Annotated in this window: 10 protein-coding genes; 5 read left to right on the top strand and 5 right to left on the bottom strand. The window is 68.2% G+C overall.

Translation table 11 applies throughout. The features are described from left to right. The first annotated feature begins 127 nt into the window (after nucleotides 1-127). Nucleotides 128-646, top strand: a complete 519-nt coding sequence (locus tag ACIRYZ_RS44220; RefSeq protein WP_402954651.1) for a hypothetical protein — start codon at nucleotides 128-130, stop codon at nucleotides 644-646. A gap of 371 nt (nucleotides 647-1,017) precedes the next feature. Here ACIRYZ_RS44220 and ACIRYZ_RS44215 read toward each other — a convergent pair whose 3' ends face one another. Further along, on the bottom strand, nucleotides 1,018-1,443 hold the full coding sequence (locus ACIRYZ_RS44215; protein ID WP_402954648.1) for a hypothetical protein: 426 nt from the start codon (nucleotides 1,441-1,443) through the stop codon (nucleotides 1,018-1,020). A gap of 1 nt (nucleotide 1,444) precedes the next feature. After that, nucleotides 1,445-8,584, bottom strand: a complete 7,140-nt coding sequence (locus ACIRYZ_RS44210; RefSeq protein ID WP_402954645.1) for a polymorphic toxin-type HINT domain-containing protein — start codon at nucleotides 8,582-8,584, stop codon at nucleotides 1,445-1,447. A 587-nt stretch (nucleotides 8,585-9,171) separates the two neighbouring features. On the opposite strand from ACIRYZ_RS44210, the gene ACIRYZ_RS44205 reads away from it, so the two are divergent. The 3 genes from ACIRYZ_RS44205 to ACIRYZ_RS44195 all read left to right on the top strand — a co-directional run bounded on the left by ACIRYZ_RS44205 (nucleotide 9,172) and on the right by ACIRYZ_RS44195 (nucleotide 17,462). Beyond that, nucleotides 9,172-12,729 carry a ricin-type beta-trefoil lectin domain protein gene (locus tag ACIRYZ_RS44205; protein WP_402954642.1) on the top strand — a complete coding sequence of 1,186 codons (3,558 nt, stop codon included), beginning with the start codon at nucleotides 9,172-9,174 and terminating at the stop codon, nucleotides 12,727-12,729. 750 nt (nucleotides 12,730-13,479) lie between these two features. Next, on the top strand, nucleotides 13,480-16,050 hold the full coding sequence (locus ACIRYZ_RS44200) for a right-handed parallel beta-helix repeat-containing protein (RefSeq protein WP_402954639.1): 2,571 nt from the start codon (nucleotides 13,480-13,482) through the stop codon (nucleotides 16,048-16,050). Nucleotides 16,051-16,370: 320 nt separating this feature from the next. Then, nucleotides 16,371-17,462: an integrase core domain-containing protein gene (locus ACIRYZ_RS44195; RefSeq protein WP_402954636.1), complete on the top strand. Its 1,092-nt coding sequence runs from the start codon at nucleotides 16,371-16,373 to the stop codon at nucleotides 17,460-17,462. 513 nt (nucleotides 17,463-17,975) lie between these two features. On the opposite strand, the gene ACIRYZ_RS44190 is transcribed toward ACIRYZ_RS44195, so the two are convergent. Further along, entirely contained in the window at nucleotides 17,976-18,404 is a 429-nt protein-coding gene (locus ACIRYZ_RS44190; RefSeq protein ID WP_402954633.1) for a hypothetical protein, read from the bottom strand. A gap of 230 nt (nucleotides 18,405-18,634) precedes the next feature. Beyond that, nucleotides 18,635-19,153 (bottom strand): hypothetical protein, encoded by a 519-nt coding sequence (locus ACIRYZ_RS44185; protein WP_402954630.1) that lies wholly within the window; start codon nucleotides 19,151-19,153, stop codon nucleotides 18,635-18,637. Nucleotides 19,154-19,439: 286 nt separating this feature from the next. On the opposite strand from ACIRYZ_RS44185, the gene ACIRYZ_RS44180 reads away from it, so the two are divergent. Further along, the gene (locus ACIRYZ_RS44180) at nucleotides 19,440-19,565 is read left to right on the top strand and encodes a hypothetical protein (protein WP_402954627.1); all 126 of its coding nucleotides are present in this window, start codon (nucleotides 19,440-19,442) and stop codon (nucleotides 19,563-19,565) included. A 22-nt stretch (nucleotides 19,566-19,587) separates the two neighbouring features. Here ACIRYZ_RS44180 and ACIRYZ_RS44175 read toward each other — a convergent pair whose 3' ends face one another. After that, on the bottom strand, nucleotides 19,588-19,827 hold the full coding sequence (locus ACIRYZ_RS44175; RefSeq protein ID WP_402954624.1) for a hypothetical protein: 240 nt from the start codon (nucleotides 19,825-19,827) through the stop codon (nucleotides 19,588-19,590). Nucleotides 19,828-20,138 lie beyond the last annotated feature (311 nt).

Here is a 20,138-nt window from a genome sequence, read left to right as displayed (position 1 = left end):
CTACCTCACGCCACTCGAGATTCGGCGGCGGCACCGGCAAGGTCACACCCTCGCGGCGTAGACAGAGAGTGTCCAACCGCAGGGTGGAACTTCACCGCCCCACACCACCGAACACCAGGACATCACCGTGAACACCGACTCCCTCGACCCGAACTGGATCCGGGATTGGGCCGCAGCCGTCACCGCCCACCTGCAGTCCGTCCTGGCCGCGTTCGATACCTACTACCCCTTCCCGCCCGGCGAGAACGAGGTCGTCCTGGCGGCCCCCGACCAGCTGGACTCCCTCGACGCCCTGCGCGCACAGCCAGCAACTCCACCGGATCTGGTCACCTTCTACAAAGTGATCAACGAAGTGGCGATGCCCGACATCGGCAACGCGTTCTTCATCCACGCCGCCGACGCCACCATCAGCCAGCTTTCCGACGGGCCCGCTCTCCTCAACGACGGCGACGCCGGCACGATCTTCGCCAGCAATGGCGGAGGGATCCTCTACGCCATCGGCCGCGACAGCCGGGTGCACCGCTCGCACGCCGCCTCCCCTGACAGCGACTTCGAGCCCATCGCGACCAACCTGCGCGACTTCCTCGAACAGCTCCGTGACGCCGTGGCACACTTCGCCGCCACCGGAACCCCCGGAGACCTTTGACCCGCCACTGCTTGATCAACATCAGGCATTCGGACAGTTCCAATACCCGACGTCACCATTACACGTCCGCCTCCGCCTCCAGCGCGACGCCATCGACCTCCTCGGCCGCACCCTCGGCAAGCCCTCCGAGGCCACCACCAACCCCGACGACGGCGACGACCCACCGCTTTGTGCAGCACCCGTCCGCTGACGTTGCCGTCAACTACTGCCGTCAAGACCCCAAAGAGGCCCCGCTGGAACCAAATCCAGCGGGGCCTCATGGGTATTTGCCACGCACCGGCGCTATGACTTACTTCACCGGTGGCCACACCGTGTCGGCGTTTACCAACGGGATGAAGGAGTCACTCACCATCGCCATGGCAGGTATTCAGCTAGGAACTGGCACGCTGTACTCGCTGCCGCAGTTCAGGATCCAGAACATCCGAATTTTCCATCCCCCCGAGAAGCTCCCTGATGAATTCACGGTCGAAATTCGGCCGCTGCTCCATCTCGATAGCCCAGGGTGCGGCTAGCTGCATCCAATACGAGCGGCCAGAATTCCATGCCGCCCCAACGGTCAGCTCGATCAGCTTCTCGGGGGTTGACACGCCGCCCCCTTTGAGAGATTCCCATGCTCGGGAAAACTCTCCAAGACAAGCAGAGAGATCGCGCTCCATGAACGGCCACATGGGAACATAGCCCGAGCCCTCAAGGGTCGCACGACCCTCCAGCTCAACGCCCACGCCGATCCGGCCATCGGGCATGATTCCAATCCATGCCCCGTCGCCGCGATACACCACCGGAGTCCATTCGGTCATCTCAACCCCACGGCCTGTAGTCGTATTGAATGCCATAGCCATTCAAGAATTCTTGGAACTGCTGGCGCGTCGCATCCGTCCACCTGTGACCATAGTGCCCGCTGTTCTCAGTGAACACTAGGCGGCCATTGTCGCGGTAGATGGTACCGCCCAGCACCGTATTCTTATCGGCACCCATGGCGTCCGCCAGTTGCTCATGCGGACTGGGCCCCCTAGGGATTGGCTCACGGTCTCCTGCCAGGAATTTTCCTGTGTTGGAGTCGAAGACGAATTCAGTCTCGTCCTTCGGAGAGGTGAAGGCGGACAAAGCGTCGCCAGACTTGACTCCCGGCCCCAATGTAACGTCGCCACACCCGCTGTTATGCACAAGGACCGGTGTCGAGCCTGCCAGTACATAGTACGTGTGGAGGTGCTCAACGGTGAGGTTGTACATGGCCTCCTGGCCCACCACCGTGCGGACTGCTGCAACAGTGGCGCTATGGCCGCCATCAGTTTTGAGGGCATGGCCTTGCTGGAGGTCGGCTGCAGCGATCCACTTTTGAGCAGTCACGTCCCAGAATGGATGCTTGGCGGTGGTGTGGATCGTCTCCTCGCTTCCGCCTGTCTGGGTGACTATGTCGATTAGATCGCTGTCGTCATGCTTCCAGGTGGCGGTGACGGTGTGGCTTCCGTGTTCATCTGTTTTCGGATCTGCCGACTGGACTCGATCACCGGGCCGTATTTCACTGATCTCCCGAGGGCTTCCGTCCGCCATGAGGACCGGCGTCGATGCGGCGAAACTGCAGGGCCCAAAACGGCCAGCGGTCTCCGCTTCCAGCGTTTCTGCTCGAGAGGCGGTAGGGATCTCGGAAAGCTCGGCGGCTTCACCGCCCCCCGCCAACGCGAAGAACCCGATTACGGTGCCGGAATCCTTGCCTCTCTTGAAGGTCTTCGAGTTGGTGTTTGCGTGATTCTTTACCGTCGAATGGAGCTTTTTGGATATCGGCTTGAGGATCGGGTCGGCATATCCCAAACTCCCGATGTCCGCTATACCGATAGCCTGCTCTGCGAGAGATTCTCCAACCCCCCAGAGATTGTCCGAGATTGTCCCCTCTTCGGGTTCTGGACGCTCGGTGGTGCAGATTCCGTCGGGGCAGCTGTATCCGACGCCGTATATAGGCTGCTTGTTGCAGTACGGGCCGTCGCAGCTGGACGGGTGAAGCTCGCAGCTGACACCGGGGGCACAGGGCGCTAGTCCCGTGGGGTCGCTGAGGTTGATGGGGTTGTTGTTGCTGTATGCGTAGGCGTTCCACTGTTGCGGATTGGCTGGGTCGAGGATGGGGTCGGGGTTGATGAACCGTCCGCGGACGGGGTCGTACTGGCGTGCTCCGAGGTTGGTGAGACCGGTGGTGTCGTCCTTGCTGCCGCCGACGAATCCCTTGGTGCCAGCCCATTGGCCTGCGGCGGGCTGGTTGCCGCGGGGGTTGCCGAACGGGTCGGTGGGACGGCGGGTGACGGTCTGATTCGCGTCCGTGTTGATCTGGGCGCCGTTGGTGCCGTGCGGGTCTGCGGCTTGGATGACGACGTTGCCGCCGCCGATGGCCGAGGTGACGCGGGTGTAGGTGAGTCCGCCTCCTGCGGCGATGGACCGGACGTTGCTCAGGGTGCCGGTGGCGGTGTCGAGGGTGAGCTCGTCGGTGGGCAGGTTGAGCGTGGTCTTGCCGGGGTTGCGGCGGATGAGCTGGTTGCCGTCCGCGTCGTAGAGGTAGCTCGTGGTTCCGGCCGCTCCGGTGGAGCTGGAGGAGTTGAGCTTGCCTTCGCCGTTCCAGTCGAGCGTCGTGGTGCCGCTGGTATCGGTGATGGCGGTGGGGTTACCTGCGGCGTCGTACTGGTAGCCGACGGCCTTGGTGCCCGAGGGCCCGCTGGTGGTGGAGGTGAGCAGGGCGTGGGGCCCGCCGGTTCCGCCGCCGGCATTGGACGCGCCGGTGGGGGTGTTGGGGGTTTTGGCGGCTCCGAAGGTCTGGGTGGTCGTGGTGTCGTTGAGGCTGTTGCCGGTGATGTCGTGCTGGACGAGGCCGGTACGGTTGCCGGTCGCGTCGTAGGTGTAGGTGTTCCAGTAGGGCGCGGGGCCGCCGACCGTGCGCCCACCGGGGCTGACGGTGGCCGGGCCACTGGCGTTGTTGCAGCCGCCGATTCCGGGGACGGTGGTGGAACTGCCGGTTCCGTGCTTTGTCCCGCTGGAGTCGGTCCAGTCGGCGGTGGTGAAGGTGCCGCCGGTGTCGGTCCAGGCGTTGGTCAGCCGGCCCAGGTAGTCATAGGTGAAGCACTGGGTGTCGGTTGCCGAGGCGTCCTGGATGTTGGTGGCCGAGGTGATCCGGCCCGACGGGGTGTAGGTGTAGCTGGTCTGGTCGACGGAGACGGTTCCGACCTGCCGGTCGATGAAGGAGTTGATGACCCTTCCGGTGGCCCCGTCGTACTGCCGGGTCGAGACGACCTGGGTGCCGTAGTCACCGGCGGTCGTGCGGATCGGGCGTGCGAAGGCGTCGTAGTTGACCTGCTGGACGATGGCCTGGTCGAGACTGGCGGCGGAGTACAGCAGCCCGGTGATGGTGTTCGCGTAGGTGATGGACTCGGCCGGGAGGCCGCCGGCTGCGGGGATGTCGCTCTTCGTCAGAGCGCCGAGGACCGGGCTGTAAGTATTGGTGGTGGTGTAGGTGCCGGCGAGTGCCCCTTCGACGGACGGGATGGTGATGGAGGTGCCGAGCGGCCGGTAGGCGGTGTCGTAGCCGGTCACGGCCGTGGTGTAGGCGACTGGTCCCTTGCCGCCGACGTAGCGGGTGGAGGAGGTGGGCTGACCCTTGGCAAGGGTGTCGTAGGTCCACTCGGCCAGCTGGTTTGCGGGTGCCACGCTGCCGCTGAACATGCCGGTCCTACGGCCGAGCAGGTCGTAGCCGTAGGCGAGCGTGTTGCCCTTGGCGTCGACGGTGTGGTCGACATGCGAGTTGACGTCGTAGAACGTCTGGGTCACACCGGTGTCCGGGTCGGACGCGGAGACCTGCCGACCACGCAGGTCGTAGGTGTAGGTCCAGGTGTTGCCGCTGCTGTCGGCGTGGGAAGCGGGCTGACCGGTCGGTGTGTAGGCGTACGTGGTGACGTCGGCGTCGGCGCTGTTGCCCGTCGCGGTCGGCGTGCGGTACTGCCACAGGGCGGTGGTGCGTCCTCGTGCGTCGGTCACGGTCGAGCCCGGCATGCCACCGCTGGGCGGCGTCACGTCGATGCGATCCGCGCCCGGGTAGGCGGTGGTGGTCGCCCACTGGAGGTTGCCGTACGAGCGGAACTCCGCCCGCACCACTCGCCCGTTGCCGTCGTAGGTGTTCCAGGTCTGGCCCGGAATCTGGCCGTCGGCGGCGGGCACGAAGATCGACTCGGTGGGGAAGGAGCTCTTCTCGTAGTACGAGGAGGAGGTCTTGATCACCCAGCCGTGCGTGTCGTAGAGCCTCTCGGTGATCAGACGCCCGGTCGGTCGGGCGTCGCTGGTGCGCTGGCTCTGACGGGGACGGCCCAGGCCGTCGTAGATGTCGATGTTCGCCGAGTACGTGGCCGCGTCGTCGTTGAGCGACTCGGTCTTGACGGTGGACGGCCCTGCGGTTCCCTTGAGCGCGTAGGTGAACTTCCGGCTCGGCAGCTTGGCCGTGGGGCGGTCGGGCGCCCAGACGGCGGTGATCCGGCCGAGGGCGTCGTACTGCCCGGTGATGACACGGCCGTTGGCATCGGTGCTGGTCAGCGCGGACCCGCGGGCCGGGTCCAGTGTGGTCGTCGTGGTCCAGCCGGCTCCCATGGGACCCGTGGTCTGCACCTGCGTCGGCAGGGCAGCGGTCGCGGGGGTGAAGGCCGTCGTGGTCACAGCCGGGGTGGTGGTCGAGCCGCTCAGCTGCGCGCCAGCGGCGTTGTAGGTGGAGCCGTCGGTGGTCGCCGTCGTCAGGCTCCGCCCGTAGGCGTCGAAGGTCGCACTGCCGGCGTGGGTGTAGACGGCGTTGCCGGCCTGGTCGAAGCGGTCGAGGACCTGGTTGCCGGTCGGATCGCCGATCGTGCCGGCCTGCCCGAAGGCCTTGCCGTCGTAGAGCGTACGGCCGCTGGACAGGGTGTTGGCGGATGTGGCCTTGCCCGTGCAGGGCCCCTGGAACTTGGTCTGCTCCGAGACCAGCGTGAGCAGCTGCGGGTTATCGCTGGCCGCGTAGCCGGTGGTGGCACAGATCTCCGGGGTGGCGGCGGTGCCGTCGCCCTTGTCGTCGACCTTGACGACGCGGTTGCCGTTGGCCGGCTCTGAGGTCGTCACCGAGGTCGTGGTGCGCCAACTTCCGTCGGCCAGGAAAGCCTTGGAGATGACGGTGGTCTCGGAGTCCGGGTTCCAGGCGTAGATCTGCGGCGCGCCCGCGCTCTGGGCGTGGGTGGCGGAGCTCTTCTGCCCGTTGTAGGTGTTTCCGGAGACGGCCGTGACCTTGCCGTCGTTGCCGGCCTTGTCGAAGACCTCGGTGGCCACGACCCGCCCGGCCAGCTGGGCGCTGTCGACTACGGTGCCGCCCAGTGGGTTGGGGACGTCGGGGACGGTGCGCAGGGTCTTGCCGTCGGCGAGGTAGTCGCCGACCATGCCGCGCAGGTAGGTGGCGCGCTGCTGGGTCTTGGGGGCTTCGCTGTCGGCGCCGCTTCCGGTGGTGGTGGTGACGGACTGGTAGCCGCGGAACTGGTTCCAGCTGCGGGTCTTGGGGTCGGTGAACTCGGCGTCGTCGCGGTGCCAGGCGGCGCCGCCGCTGTAGGTGTACTCGGTGGTCTTGGAGATGTTGGGGGTGCTGACGAGGTCCTGCTCGACGACCCTGGTGACGAGGGGCTTGTCGAACCAGTCGCTGACCGGGTCCTTGGCGGAGCTTCCGGGCAGGTACCACTTGACGGGTATGCAGGCCATCGTGTTGCCGTCTTCGGAGGACGGCATGTGGTAGTGGCTGGGGTCCCGGGAGCATTCCGGGTCGGTGTAGTAGACGTTGATGCTCCCGCCCATCTCGGTCGTGATGCTCTGGATGCGCGGGCGCATGAACATCGGCGATGCCGGGACGAGGCCGTCGATGCGGTTGGCCCGCATCTTGTACTGGAACTGCACCGGGGGCAGGTTCTTGATCTCCGCCTGACCGTTGCTCGGCACCCGTTGGATGGAGTCGAGCTGCAGGAGGCGCTTGGTGCCGTCCCCGGGGTCGGCGAGCTCCTGGTTGAGGTTCCAGGTGTCGACGGTGCGGTAGGCGGAGTCGACCAGGACCTGGGTGCTGATCGTGGTCAGGCGCTTGGTGGTGAAGAACGTCGGCGCGGAGTTGACGCAGGTGCTGTCGGTGCAGATCTGGTCGACCGGCGTGTCCGGCCAGGCGTTGGCGTTGCCCGCGCGCTTGCCCTCGGAGCAGTCGTTGGTGGCGTCGGGTATGCAGCGCTCGGCGACGGTGAAGAGGACCTTGGCGGCGGGGTTGGCGCTGCCCTTGGCCGCCTTCTGGTCGTCCAGGCGCTGGCCGTAGCCGATCTCCTTGAGGTAGCCGGCCCGCTGGTAGTCGGTGAGGGTGCCGTTGCCGCCGCTCTGGACGGTGCCGCGCTGGTACTTGTTGCCCTCGGTGGCGTACTTGTAGGTGATCAGGTTGCCGTGGGTGTCGACGACGTAGTCGAGCTGCCAGCGCCAGGCCATCTGGCACCACGAGTTCTTCCCGCTGCCGGAGTTGTAGCAGGGGTCACTGCTGTTGGGCGAGTAGACCGGGGTGGTGAGGACGGAGTTCGCGGCCGGGTCGCTGCCGTCGCCGCCGGGCAGGTGGTTGAGGCCGAAGTAGTACTGGACCCCGTCCGGGGTGGTGATCCGCCAGTACTCCATGCCCTGGTAGTCCACGTCGCCAGCGGCCTTGGGCGCGCCGGTGAGCTGCTCGACCTTCGTGCCGTCGTCGCTCTCCAGGTGCCAGGTGCCGGTGGCGTCGTCGCGCACGATCGCGCCGGAGTGGCCGCTCAGGGAGAGGGCGGCGTTCTGCCCGCCCCAGCACTGGTCGGGCGAGCCGGTGATGCCGGCCTTGTCGCAGCTGCGGTAGGACCGTTCGATGAAGCCGGGCTCGTAGCCCCAGCCGTCACCGATCCACGAGGGTTGGGCGTTGGTTGCGGACGTCTTCCCGTCCACCTCGGCCGAGTTGTATCGCAGCGCAACGGACGGAGCCGCGCCGCCCAGCGATGGCGGGACCGGGATCGGGTAGCCGTAGGTGAAGTTCCCCGCGTTGGACCCGGAGGTCCAGGCCGCCGACGGCGACAGGGACGTCGCGGTGTAGTTGCCCATGGCGCCGGACGGCGAGGCCGCCGCGGACAGGACCACCGAGCCGCCGCTGCCGCTGCCGCCGGTATCGCCGGCCGCAGCCGTCCGCACGGGTGCTTCCGCAGTGGTGAACGAGGCCTTCACGGCGCCGTTCTGGCCCTGATGGGGGGCCGCCGCGGGGGGCAGGGTGACGTCAGCGGTGACCTTGCCTCGCCCGTCGGCCTTCGCAGGAACCGGGGTCTGGGTGCGGCACTCGGGCAGGTTCGGCGTGGTCAGTGCACAGGACGGCAGGGCGACGAGAGCGGCCCGGTCGGACCACCCTGCCGCCTGCAGCGCCTTCAGGTCCAGGGTGACGCTCGCGGCGCGCCCTTCGCCGCCGGTCGGCGCCTCGGCGTCGGTCAGCGCGATGAGCGGGCCATGGACCCCGGCGGCCTTGCCCTGGTCCTGCCCGGTCACCTGAACCGTGACCGTGTGAGCGCTCTCCCCCTTGCCGGTGCCAGGGGCGACCCGGACGGCCAGCGCTCCCGCCTGCGAGCCGGTCGCACCGCCGGAGGCAGGCGATGCGCCACCGGTCGCCCTGCGGGCGGCCTCGGCCTCCGCGCTGTCGGCCCCCACCGTCACCGTCGCGGTGCCGGTCACCAACGGCGCCTGCGGCTCGGGCTTCCAGGCAGGGTCCTTGGCCACGGGCTTGGGCAACGCCGCCTTGACGTCCTGCCCGGCAACCGAGACGGTCTCATCGCCCAGCGGCGTGTGCGGGGGAGTCCACACCTTCCCCTTCGGCGTGGGGTAGGTCCACGCCACCGCGGGCGGCACGGACACCCCGGTCATTGTCAGGGCGACCATCGCCGCCACCACAGGCGACCGCCATCGGCCCCCTGCTGGTCTCCCAACCCGTTTGCGGGCAGGCCAAAACATCGTCACATCTCCTCATGGATTACCGACATGGCATCGAATGGGCATAGTCATGCCATGATCAATGTGACGATAGGTGAGGCCTCGGACACATCACCAGGCTGTTCGATCGCCGCGCATGAGATCTTTATAAAGTCTTGATGTTGCGATCTAGCACGTATGCGGACATGTCTACTCAAGGCCGCTGGCGGGTTTGACCTACCCTCAAGTGAGGCCACATCGTTCCCATCCGAACGCAGACCCGCAACAGGATCTGCCGGCCGGGAGGGATTTACAGAAGAGCCATGTCCATCACGTCACGGACAATCACGAACACGCCACCGCCACCATCGATACGCAAGCGCGCCACCCGTCTGACGGCACTCGGCGCCGGGTGCATCCTCAGCGTCAGCTTGATAGCGGCGCCCTCCGCGTTCGCCGCCGACACTCCTGCCCCGCCTGCGCACGGGCCCTTCGACGGCACGGCGCCGCTCGTCCCGACGAAGCCGGCGCCGCCCCGCACTCCACTGCAGCAGGCGATGCTCGATGCCGTCGCCAAGGCCAAGTCCACGGGCAAGCCCGTCGTCGTGGACGCGATGACCGACGTGGCGTCGAAGACCGTGGCGAACCCGAACGGCACGCTGACGACAACGGACAACGCCCTGCCGGTCCGTGTGAAGCGCGAAGGCAACTGGGCCGACATCGATTCGGCCCTCCGCCAGAACGCCGACGGCACTGTCAGTCCAGCTGTTGCGAGCACCGCACTGACGCTCTCCGGTGGCGGAACCGGCCCGATGGCCACCGTCGCAACCTCAGACGGCAAGCAATTGTCCGTCGGCGCCCCGTTCGCGCTGCCGAAGCCGTCCCTGAACGGGGATACGGCCACCTACGCGAACGTGCTGCCCGGGGTCGACCTCCAGGTGACCGCCCTGCCGGTCGGCGGCTGGCGCGACGTCGTCATCGTCCGCACGCCCGAAGCCGCGGCCAACCCGGCGCTGAAGACCCTGCGCTTCCCGATCACCGCCCAGGGGCTGACGGTCGCCTCCGACGACAAGGGCCGCATCGACGTCAAGGACGACAAGGGCAGCGTGCGCTTCCGCTCCCCCGCCCCGCTGCAGTGGGACTCCTCCAAGCCCGCGGCACCAGCAGCCGCTCCTGAGGCCGCCTCACGGTCGGTCACCCGCACCGCGCTCGCAGCGACACCGGCCGCCGACTCGGCATCAGCACCGAACGCCGCCACCCCGTCGACAGCCGAGGCCCCCGGGGACGGCGCGAACGTCGCCTCGATCGGCACCAGGGTCACGAGTGACGCGATCGAGCTGACGCCCGACCCTCAGGCTCTCGGCTCGGGTACCGGCCCGTGGTACCTGGACCCGACGCTCACCGCCGTCACCAGCTACACCCAGAGTTCGGTCGAGGTCCAGGAGAACCACAAGGACGCGAAGAACTGGAACACCAAGTCCAACCTGGCCACCGGTTTCTGCGGCTACCACAGCTCCGACCCCAGCCAGGACTGCGGCAGTGAGGGCCGCCAGCGGGCCTACTTCCAGTTCGGCGTCAACCCGGCCATCTACACCCAGGTCGGCGGCGCCGAGGTCCCGCCCACGCTGTACACCTCCACGCTCAACGCCCAGGTCACCGGCGCCTCCAGCCCAGGCACCGCCACCAACCTCGGCGTCTACTGGGCCCCCACCGGCATCAACGGGGACACCAACTGGTACCAGCAGCCGTGCAATGACAACGGCAACCAGATCATGGGGGGCTGCACCTACGTCGGGGGCCAGCCGATCAAGGGCACCGGGCCGATGGCCGTCGATGTCACCGACATGATGAAGCAGGCAGCCGCCGGCAAGTGGGCCACCTGGACCATCGGTATCGCCCCCAGCGACACCGAGTGGACCAAGGAATACCGCCACTACATCGCCAACAACCCCAGCGTCACCACCACCTACGACATCACCCCCACCGTCTGGTACCCGCACACCATCCCCGCGCCCGGATTCGCGAACAACAACAGCACCGCCGAATGCAACACCGGCGGAGCCCACCCCTGGGACAACCCCGGCTGGGTCGGCAGCAACCAGAACATCAACATCACCGCCAGCACCTACTCCCCCAGTGGCCAGCCCCTCTACACCGGCTTCCACATGTGGGACGACAACGACCCCAACTTCAGCCTCAAAGACGGCGGGTGGGATGGCAGCTACAACAACCCCGGCCACACCCTGCCGGTCGGCTCACTCAGTGACGGCCACCAGTACGGCTGGTACGCCCAGTCCGCCGACGGCCTCCTCACCTCGCCCATGAGCGCCTGGTGCTACTTCCGCGTCGACAAGACCAACCCCCGCGTCAGCATCAGCTCGACCGACTTCCCGCCGTCGGGCACGCCCAACCCCAGCCCGGCCAAGTACATGAACGACTGGGGCACGTTCACCATCAACGCCGACGACCCGTCCCCCGGCCCGGGCCTCCAGGCCTCCGGCGTCGCCTGCGTGCGCGTGAGCACCGACCCCACTCCGGTCGTCGGCTGGAAGTGCGGCCAGAACGGCACCCTGCCCCCCGGCCAGCCCTACGGCTACCAGCCGCACCAGTGGGGCACCAACACCCTCTACGCCTGGGCCATGGACAACGCCGGGAACTACAGCCAGCCCGCCGTCTACAACTTCTACGTCCCGTGGAAGCCCGGCACCCAGCCCCTGTTCGGCGACATCGACAACGACCAGAAGGCCGACATCGTCCTCGCCGACAAGAACGGCGACCTGCGGATCACCGGAGGGACCTCCGACCCCGCCACGTCCACGGCCGCTCCCGCTGCCGCCGCACCGGGCAACCGTGAGTACGGCGCGACCTGGGCCGACTACCAGATCAGCCACCACGGCGCCCTCACCGTCGGCCAGCCCGTCGACCAGCTCGTCGCCCACTACACCAAGGACAACGCACCCACGCTCAAGGCCACTCTGTACGTGCTGACCAACGACGGAAGCGGGCACTTCGACCAACTCACGCCCCTGACGCCCCTACGGCCCACCTGCACGACCTACGGCACCGGCACTCCCTGCGACCCCGACTACAACGCCCAGGACTGGAGCAACGCCTCCCAGGTCATCGCCTTCGGCACCCCCAAGGGCGAGGCGGTCGGCCCCAAGGTCGGCGACCCGACGAAGACGGTCTTCACGACCCAAACCTCCGTCATGACCCTGGAGAACAACAAGCTCTACGTCTTCAACCCCGCCGGCAACGCCTTCGGCAGCGCGACGCTCATCCCCGCCACCTCAGGCAGCTGGAACGACCTCGAACTCATCAACCCCGGTGCCGCGAACGGTCCGACGACGAACCCCATCACCAAAGCCGTCAAGAACCAGACCACGCTCTGGGCGCGCAACCGCACCACAGGCGACATCTTCGCCTACCCCCTCGGCTGGAACACCGACGGAACCGTCGACTACTCCGCCCTCACCACGCCCGACAAGGGAATCAAGCTCAACACCACCCCGGTGCCCGCTGCCGCCTACCCCCGCATCGGCGCCGCCACCCTCTACAACGGCGACAACGTCTCACTCTGGGCCGTCGACAACAACAACGCCATCACGATCTACCCCGGCCTGACCACCAGCGGCGTCGCCGGCAAGGTCGACAAACTCGACGGGCCGCAGAACGCCGGCTACACCGACGCAAGCTTCTCCGTCCACCCCAACAGCGTGAGCTGGCAGTGCATGGACGCCGTCGGAGGCCCCCGCGACGGCACCGAAATTGCCATCTACAGCTGCTGGACGACCGCCAACCAGCGATTCAACCTCGCCACCGACGGCACCATCCGCGCCGGCAGCTACTGCCTCTCCACCAAGGACAACGCCCTTCTCAACGGCACCCGCGTCATCCTCACGACCTGCAACGGCAACACCGGCCAGAAGTGGAGCATGCGCCCCGACGGCCGCATCTACCTGCCCGCCACCGTCGACCCCGCCAACAGCCCCGGCGGCAAGTGCCTCGAACTCCCCGGCTGGGCCACCGACCAGGGCACCCGCCTCGGCATTTATGACTGCCCCGGACTACAGGCCAACCAGCAATGGACCATCGCACCCGAACGCACCCCGTAACACACCAGCCCTCTTACAAGCTGAACTGATGTAGCACTCGCAGGGCGAGGACTCCGAATGTCTCGGAGCCCTCGCCCTGCCTGCGTGACCCCGGAACCTGTCAAAGCGATCAAGGCGCTCATACCACTCAGGGCAGCTCAGGGTGGGTTGCCGTGATCCGAGCGTGGCTACCCGGGACGACAGCAAACCGAAGCCTTCGACGACCACCCTGAGGTGACCGTATGCCTCTTCGGTGATCACATCGATCGGCGGACTCAACGCGGCGTGCCTCACAGTCCCGGCAGCGGCACACGAGGCGACCACGCGGGTCACGCCGGGCTACTCCACCGCCCGGCTCATCATCGGAGAAGGCCGGGCACGTCAACCACGGGTCGCACTCAAACCACCAAGTGTGTGCCACGCCGCCTGCGCTCGACAGGCGCAGTAGATCGTGCAGGCGGAGGCCGCCTGCACGGCGGGCCGCCCCGCCTGGGCCCCGCTCGGCGCGCCCCCTCCAGTGATCCTCCCTGCTCGATGCGGAGATCATCTCCCCCGGTACTCTGTGCGCGCGGTGTGCCGGTCTGCCAGAATTCCCGCTGCACACCTGCGGAGCGGGCTGTCCGCTGACCACCGGTCAGTCCCCTCGCGTGCGGGTCGTTCGCGCTGTGCCGTCGCGCGAGAAGCACCGCGGCCGGCGGACGCCGCCCGCCTTACCCGGGCACCGGGCCCACGTGGCCGGACCGCTCGCTCGACTCTTCACTGGGGGACTTCTTGCGCACCAAGCGCCTCGCCGCGATCGCCGCTCTCGCCCTGTCCGTCACCGGCGTCCTGCCGCTGGCCGGTACGGCACAGGCGACGGTCACGGACCTGTACGTCAACAACGGATCCGGTGCCGGCTGCTCGGACACCGCGCCCGGCGCGGGCAGCCAGGCGGTGCCGTTCTGCACCATCTCGGCCGCCGCCGACATCGTGCAGGCCGGCCAGACCGTGCACGTCACCAGCAACATCTACAAGGAGAGCGTCCACCTGACCCACTCGGGGACGCCCGGCGCGCCGATCACCTTTACCGGCCCGGCACACCCCGACACCACCTGGTCTCCCGATTTCCTGACTTCGGACTATATCTTCAACCTCGATCACGTCCACGATGTCGTGCTCGAGCACATGAGCGGCCAGAGCGCCCGGGAAGGTGTGGTGGTGACGGGTTCGAGCCGCGTCACACTCGACAGCCTGACGCTGCAACAGACCGGCGACATGGGCTACGCCACCACCCCCGCGCTGCACATCACCGGTGGGAGCAGCGCGGTCACCGTCCGCCGAAGTCACATCAACTCCCCGCACGGTGAGGGGCTCGTGGTCGACGGCGGCAGTTCCGGCGTCGTGATCACGACGAATTTCGTCGGCGGCACGGTCGGCCATGGCGTCCTGGTCAGCGACGCGCCGGGGACCGTGATCACGAGCAATACCACCCACAACGACTGCGGGCCCGGCATCGAGCTGGCCGGCAGCTCCTCCGGCGCCACGGTCGAGAACAACATTCTGGCGGAGAGCGACAGCAGTGCTGTCGGCCCGTGGGGTCCGTGCCCGGCGGGTACCGCGGCGCATGCGGACCTGGTGGTCTCCGCCGCCTCCGCGACCGGCACCACCGCGGACTACAACCTGATCACCACCGGTACCCAGCACCCCTACACCTGGGCCGGCCAGCAGTACGCCGACGTCCCCTCCTTCCAGCAGGGCTCCGGTCAGGGCGCGCACGACCTGTCGAGCGACATCGCGAAGCTGAACAAGGAGGGCTCGCCCGCGATCGACTCCGCCGACGCCAACGCGCCCGGCGAACTGCCCACCGACATCGACGGTAACCCCCGGGTCGACGACCCGCTGGTGACCAACACCGGTACCGGCGTCGGCTACTACGACCGCGGCGCCCAGGAGTACCAGGGCGGCATCAGCCCCGACCTCACCGTCGCGCAGACCGCGCTGCAGGCCGGTCAGCCCGACACCCCCCTGCACGTGACCGCCACCTCGACCGGGGTGGTGAGCGCCTGGCCGGTCGCGAAGAACACCATCGACTTCGGCGACGGCACCATGGTCGACACCGTGCTCGGCGCGGCGGGCAACCCGCACGACTACGCCGCCCCGGGTACCTACACGGTGACCGACAGCGTCACCAACACCTCGGGCGGTAGCGGCAGCACCAGCAGGACCGTCACGGTGGGCAGCGACTTCTCGCCGCTCGCTCCCGCGCGCATCCTGGACACCCGCTCCGGGACCGGCGCCCCGGCCCAGCAGGTCGGCCCCGGCGGCGTGCTGAAGCTCCAGGTCACCGGCCACGGCGGCGTGCCCGCCGACGGCAAGGTCACCGCGGTCCTGCTCAACCTCACCGCCACCGGCGCGACGGCCGCCACCCACATCACCGCGTTCCAGGGCGGTCAGGTGCCGACCGCCTCCAACCTCAACGCCGTCCCCGGCCTGGACGTCGGCAACGCCGCCGTCGTCCCCGTCGCCGCCGACGGCACCGTCTCGCTCTACAACCACGTGGGCAACGTCGACCTGATCGCCGACGTCCAGGGCTTCTACTCCACCGCGCCCCAGGGCACCGCGCTGCGCCTGGACCGTCAGGCCACCCCCGTGCGTACGCTCGACACCCGCGACAGCTCCTACGGCATCGGCATGGTTGGCTCCGGCCAGAGCATCCGGGTCCCGGTCCGCGGCACCAACCTGCTCCCCGCCGACGCCCAGTACGCCATGCTGAACCTGACGGCCACCGAGGGCACGGCGAACAGCTACATCACCGCCGCCCCGGACGGGAACCCGCCCAGCACCTCGAACCTCAACTTCACCGCGGGCCAGACCGTCGCCAACCAGGTCACCGCCCCGATCAACGCCGACGGCACCGTGACGCTCTACAACCACACCGGCAACGTCCACCTGATCGTCGACATCCAGGGCGGCTACCGCACCGCCGGCGGCGCCTCGCTCGTGACCACCGCCCCCACCCGCGTCCTGGACACGCGCGACGGCACCGGTGGCGTCAACGGCAAGATCGGCCCCAGCTCGGCCCGTTGGGTCAAGGTCGCGGGCGTCTCGGGCATCCCCCTGGGCGCCACCGCGGTCCTGATCAACCTCACCGCCACCGACCCGACCGCCGACAGCTGGATCGCGGCCGGCAACCTCACCGGCGCCAACCCCACCCCGTCCTTCTCGAACCTCAACATGACCGCCGGGGCCACCGTGCCCAACCTCGCCCTGGTCCCCGTGGACAAGTGGAACGGCACCATCGTCGTCTACAACCACGCCGGCTCGACCGACCTCGTCGCCGACGTCCAGGGCTACACCATGTGACCGTCCCGTCCCGCCGGGGGCACCACTCGTGCCCCCGGCTGCAGCAGGCGGTGCTTGGCGGCCATGCTGATCCGGGCGCGCTCCTCGCACTACTTCTTGACGGCGAAGATCGCCTCGCGGACCTCTTCGGTGACGCTCCGGTGGCCGCCGCGTCGGCGCGTCCACCGCCCGTCAGGCCAGGCCAGCAGCAGGCTCTCCGACAGTGCGGGTGCCGATAAATCATCCGGCCTGGTCACAGCCTTGTCTGCCTGGCCGCAGGTCCTGACTGCCGGCGCCTGGTCTCTTCCCGCGGGTCAGTACGGACGGCATGATGATCTGTTGTGCTGCTGCGCCTGGCCTACCTTGCCGCCACCAACACCTTCGCGCTGCTGAGGCTCCTGCCGATGAGCGGCAGAGAGAAGGACATCGAGATCCTCGCGCTCCGGCACCAGTTGCTGGTCCTGCAGCGCCAGGTCGGCAGGCCCGTCTACACCGATACTGACCGCGCCGTGCTTGCCGGTCTGCTCCACCGCCTTCCGTTGGAGAAGCTGCGGCGCCTTGTGCTGCTGGTCCGCCCCGACACGGTCTTGCGGTGGCACCGCGACCTGCTCAAGCGGCGCCATGCCGCGACCTGCGTACCGAAGCGTCGCGGGCGCCCACCCACGGTCCGCTCGATCCGCGCACTGGTCCTGCGCCTGGCCCGCGAAAACAGCTCGTGGGGCTACCGCAGGATCCACGGCGAACTCGCCGCGCTCGGCATCAAGGTCGCCGCCTCCACCGTCTGGGAGATCCTCCGCGAGCACGGCATCCCACCCGCGCCAGAGCGGCAGAGCACGAGCTGGGCCGACTTCCTGCGCAGCCAGGCCGAGGCCCTGCTCGCCTGCGATCTCTTCGAGGTCCGCACGCTGGCTGGGGCACGCCTGTACGTCTTCGCCGTCATCGAGCACGCCACTCGCAGGGTCCGGATCCTGGGCGCCACCGCACACCCGACCGCGGACTGGATCGTGCAGCTCGGACGCAACCTCCTCATGGACCTCGAGGACGCCGGAAGCCGGGCCGGGTTCCTGATCCGCGACCGCGACTCCAAGTTCACCGCCGCCTTCGACACCCTGCTGACCGACGCCGGACTCGAAATCGTCACCACCGGCATCCGGATACCGCGGATAAACTCCCTGATGGAGCGCTGGATACAGACCTGCCGCCAGGAGCTCCTGGACCGCACCTTGATCTGGAACCAGCGCCACCTCCTCCACGCACTCCGCGAATTCGAGACCTTCTACAACGAGCACCGGCCGCACCGAGCCCTGGACCAAGCCGCTCCGCTCCGCCTGCTACCCGACCCGATCAACCCGCCGGCGCACGTCAGGCAGTTGGAGGTCCGCAGGCGAGACCGACTCGGCGGCACACTCCACGAGTACCGACACGCCGCTTGACCAGGCCGGATGATTAACCGGCACCCGCAGAGCCGGTCCGCGGCGACGACGGCCAGGGCGGCCTTGAGCGCGGCCGGACTCTGCTCAGGCCGGGGGATCAGCTCGACTCCATCGTGCGCGGGCTGACTCATGGCGGCACTCCTCTCCTTCGGTGTGAGGCTACTCGGCATCGGCCGAACAGTCGGCATCGTCACTCGGCACCAAGCCCGGAGCCGCCTGCGGCGCGTGTAGCGGTATGGCCGTGCGCAGTCGGCGGCGCTGAACCGCTACATGACCTGCGGCGGCAGCACGGACGACATCCAGGCCGCCTGCCGGGAGCTCCGGGACGCAGTCAACGCCTTCACCAAACGGGCCCGTGAGTCTCTGCACGGTGGGAACGGGTGGTAACCCGGTGCAGGTTTGAGATGCTCAAAGGAGTGCGCCGACTGGTTCGAGCAGTTGCCGCCCTGTACAGGCGGGGCCCCGATGACCGGTTCGACGAAGCCGCCCCGACGGGGCGGCCTGGTTCCTCGGCTACGGCGTGGCGGACCGGCTGTCCGGGGCTGTCCGGGACCGAGGTGGGCGGCGCGCGCCGGTGCCCGTGCGGTGCCAGGCTGCGCGGAGGCGTTCAGCACCGGCACGGTGTCCGTCCGCGATGAATCTACGGTGCATCTGCCGGTAGGAGGCAACGCCATACTCGGCCACGAGGCCGGCGACCACTGCGTCGAGCTGCTGGTCTGTCAGCTGGCTGCCTGGCTCTGCGGGCTCTGCTTCGTCCGAACCTGGGAGATCGTCTTCGTCGGCCTCGGAAGGCTTGTCCTTGGGACCCGGATCCGGAGCCTTGCGTGGAGCAGCGAGGGCGAAGGCAAGGGCCTCGGTCTGCTCGGTGGTCAGTTCCAGGTTCTCCGCAAGGGCCAACGCCACCGTCCCGACACGCAGGGCGCGGGTGTACGGGCTGCTCATGAGGGACGCCTCCGTCGGGCCATGCCGGAACCGTAGGGCACCGGCAGCCGGTGACTGCAGCCCTATGGCGGAATCACGCGCCGATTCACCCGGTCAGGGGTATCGCAGACTTCCGGCACAAGCCCCGCCCGCCCGTCGCACGACGGGAGCCTCCGCCGGCACGGATGTTCCTCAACCCCCGAGTCGGTCACGAGCGGGGTCGGACCACCACGAACGCACCTACGCACAGCTCAAGAGGGAACGGGAGCGCCGATGATGGCTGCGCGGATGAGCCGCACCGTGCGCTGCGGATCGAGCCGTCCGTCGCCTGTACCGATAGTGCAGGCTACGGAGATAAGCAGCTGAGCCAAGGCGGGGCCCTGGAACGTCGTAGAAGCCTGCCGCCAAACCTCACGGGCGGCAGTGACGCCCTCGGTACGGTGGACAGCCTGGAGCGACAGCACCAGGGAGGTGACGGGGTCCGCCGTCCGTGAGACCTGCCGCAGACGCTCGACGCCCTGATGCTCTCCGAGCCCGTAGACCGGCTGAGTCGCCAGAAGACCGAGAAGAAGTGCAGCCGCCTCCCAGAGCGCGTCGCCGTCGCGCTGCGCAAGTTCCGCGAGCAGGCCCCGCACATCCGCAGGGTCGCCGGTGCGCACGGTGGCGTCGAGGGCATCGTCGACAACGTCTTCGACGGTGGTGTTCTGGGAATGCGGTCCGGCCGGATCCGACACGGCCTCATCCGGACTCGGGTGATCTCCAGCGCGCATCCGCCGACCGTACAACGTCGACGGGTCACGGCACCGTCGAGGGCAGCTGTCGCGGCGACGCTGGGCACGGAGCCCAACGTCGTACGCCATCGAGCCGCGGCCGTTGAGTTGTCACACGGATGCGAGTTCGACGCCCGGATCTTCACGACCCGCGCCTCGGAGGCGTTCGGGGATTCCTCCTGTCCGGCGCGAACGGCGGGCGAGGCCGCGCTCGATCTGCGCGCCGGGCGCTCAGGACGACGTACACCGCCGTCATGGCGTGCGGTGGCGCGGCGCGGACGGGGGGGTGGCCGCGTGGGAGCGCGCCCACCTGCCCCGTCAGCTGTGCGAGCGGATCCTCCTGGTCGAGCAACTGCTGGTGCGGCTCTCCGACGTGATGCTGCTGATCCTCACCGGACCCGAGGAAGCCTGATCCCTGGCCGGAGCCGCCGAGGTCAGCCGCCGAAAGAGCCGGCGGCCCGCTGATCGGCCTGCCGCGCGGCCTCGATCTGCTGCTCGATCTGCTGCGCCAGCTCGTAGTTCCCGTCGGCGGCGGCCTGCTGGGCAGCCGCTTCGGCCGCGGGGTAGTCGATCTGGATGTCGCTGGCCAGGGCGGGCGTGGCCCCGAACATGGCCACAGCCGTGAGGGCCGACGCAGCGGCCACGGACAGCCGGGTGACGAGCTTGCCGGTCATGAGAGATCTCCTTTGTTAGGGACGCGATGATCACGTCGCTCGACCCGGATTACGGCCCGCGGCCCTCCGCGGTTCAGCGGCCGGATGGGGCGAGCATCACCTCACGTCGGTTGAACCGAACGGCGCGCGACCCCGTTTCGCGCGAACAGTCCGGGAGGTGCTGTCACGTTAACGGGTGCTTGATCATCTGATGCTGTATCGGGGTGTGGTGGGGCCTGTCAACGACTCCTGAAAATTGACCCCGTGCGGCTCCTTGGGTTCTAAGGCGGATTCGCATGATCGTCGCAACGATGCTGGTCTCATGCTGTCAG

Source organism: Kitasatospora sp. NPDC101155 (assembly GCF_044768305.1).
GTDB lineage: Bacteria > Actinomycetota > Actinomycetes > Streptomycetales > Streptomycetaceae > Kitasatospora.
Note: the sequence above shows the minus strand (reverse complement) of the source record. Positions and strands in the feature narration are given on the sequence as shown.

Coding starts and splice junctions, on each gene's coding strand:
- ACIRYZ_RS44215 (WP_402954648.1), bottom strand. CDS start 1,443: ATGACCGAATGGACTCCGGTGGTGTATCGCGGCGACGGGGCATGGATT.
- ACIRYZ_RS44210 (WP_402954645.1), bottom strand. CDS start 8,584: ATGGTCGCCCTGACAATGACCGGGGTGTCCGTGCCGCCCGCGGTGGCG.
- ACIRYZ_RS44205 (WP_402954642.1), top strand. CDS start 9,172: ATGCTCGATGCCGTCGCCAAGGCCAAGTCCACGGGCAAGCCCGTCGTC.
- ACIRYZ_RS44190 (WP_402954633.1), bottom strand. CDS start 18,404: ATGAGCAGCCCGTACACCCGCGCCCTGCGTGTCGGGACGGTGGCGTTG.
- ACIRYZ_RS44185 (WP_402954630.1), bottom strand. CDS start 19,153: ATGCGCGCTGGAGATCACCCGAGTCCGGATGAGGCCGTGTCGGATCCG.
- ACIRYZ_RS44175 (WP_402954624.1), bottom strand. CDS start 19,827: ATGACCGGCAAGCTCGTCACCCGGCTGTCCGTGGCCGCTGCGTCGGCC.